This is a genomic window from Adlercreutzia equolifaciens (assembly GCF_029076695.1).
GTDB lineage: Bacteria > Actinomycetota > Coriobacteriia > Coriobacteriales > Eggerthellaceae > Adlercreutzia > Adlercreutzia equolifaciens_A.
This window is the reverse complement of sequence record NZ_JARFIK010000652.1, coordinates 1-287: the sequence shown is the minus strand read 5'-3', so window position 1 is coordinate 287 and position 287 is coordinate 1. Positions and strand designations below refer to the sequence as shown.

Here is a 287-nt window from a genome sequence, read left to right as displayed (position 1 = left end):
CAGCAATCAGGAAACCATTCCTCCCAGCATTCCTCCACCTGCACATAAAAGAAGTGTTGTAAGAAGGCTTCCCATTTCAGCCTGCAGTGAATGATAGATTCCAAAAGAGATCAGCATCAGCAGCCCCCAGTACAGCACTCCTGTCAGAAGTCCCCACAGGAATTTATGCGTCATGGAAAGTTTCCCCATTACAAATCCTCCTGAAAACGTTGCGATTACGTAGATCAGGATCACTCCAATATTTACCTTCTGTTCACTCAGCCCCATCTTATAAAGCAGAAGCGTCA

The 287-nt window shown here is 45.6% G+C and carries 1 protein-coding gene; it reads right to left on the bottom strand.

The window, feature by feature from the left end; genetic code table 11:
• Positions 1-6: 6 nt before the first annotated feature.
• Positions 7-287, bottom strand: a 281-nt coding sequence (locus PZH32_RS13980) for a TIGR04086 family membrane protein (RefSeq protein WP_275208874.1), incomplete at its 5' end; no start/stop codon positions are given.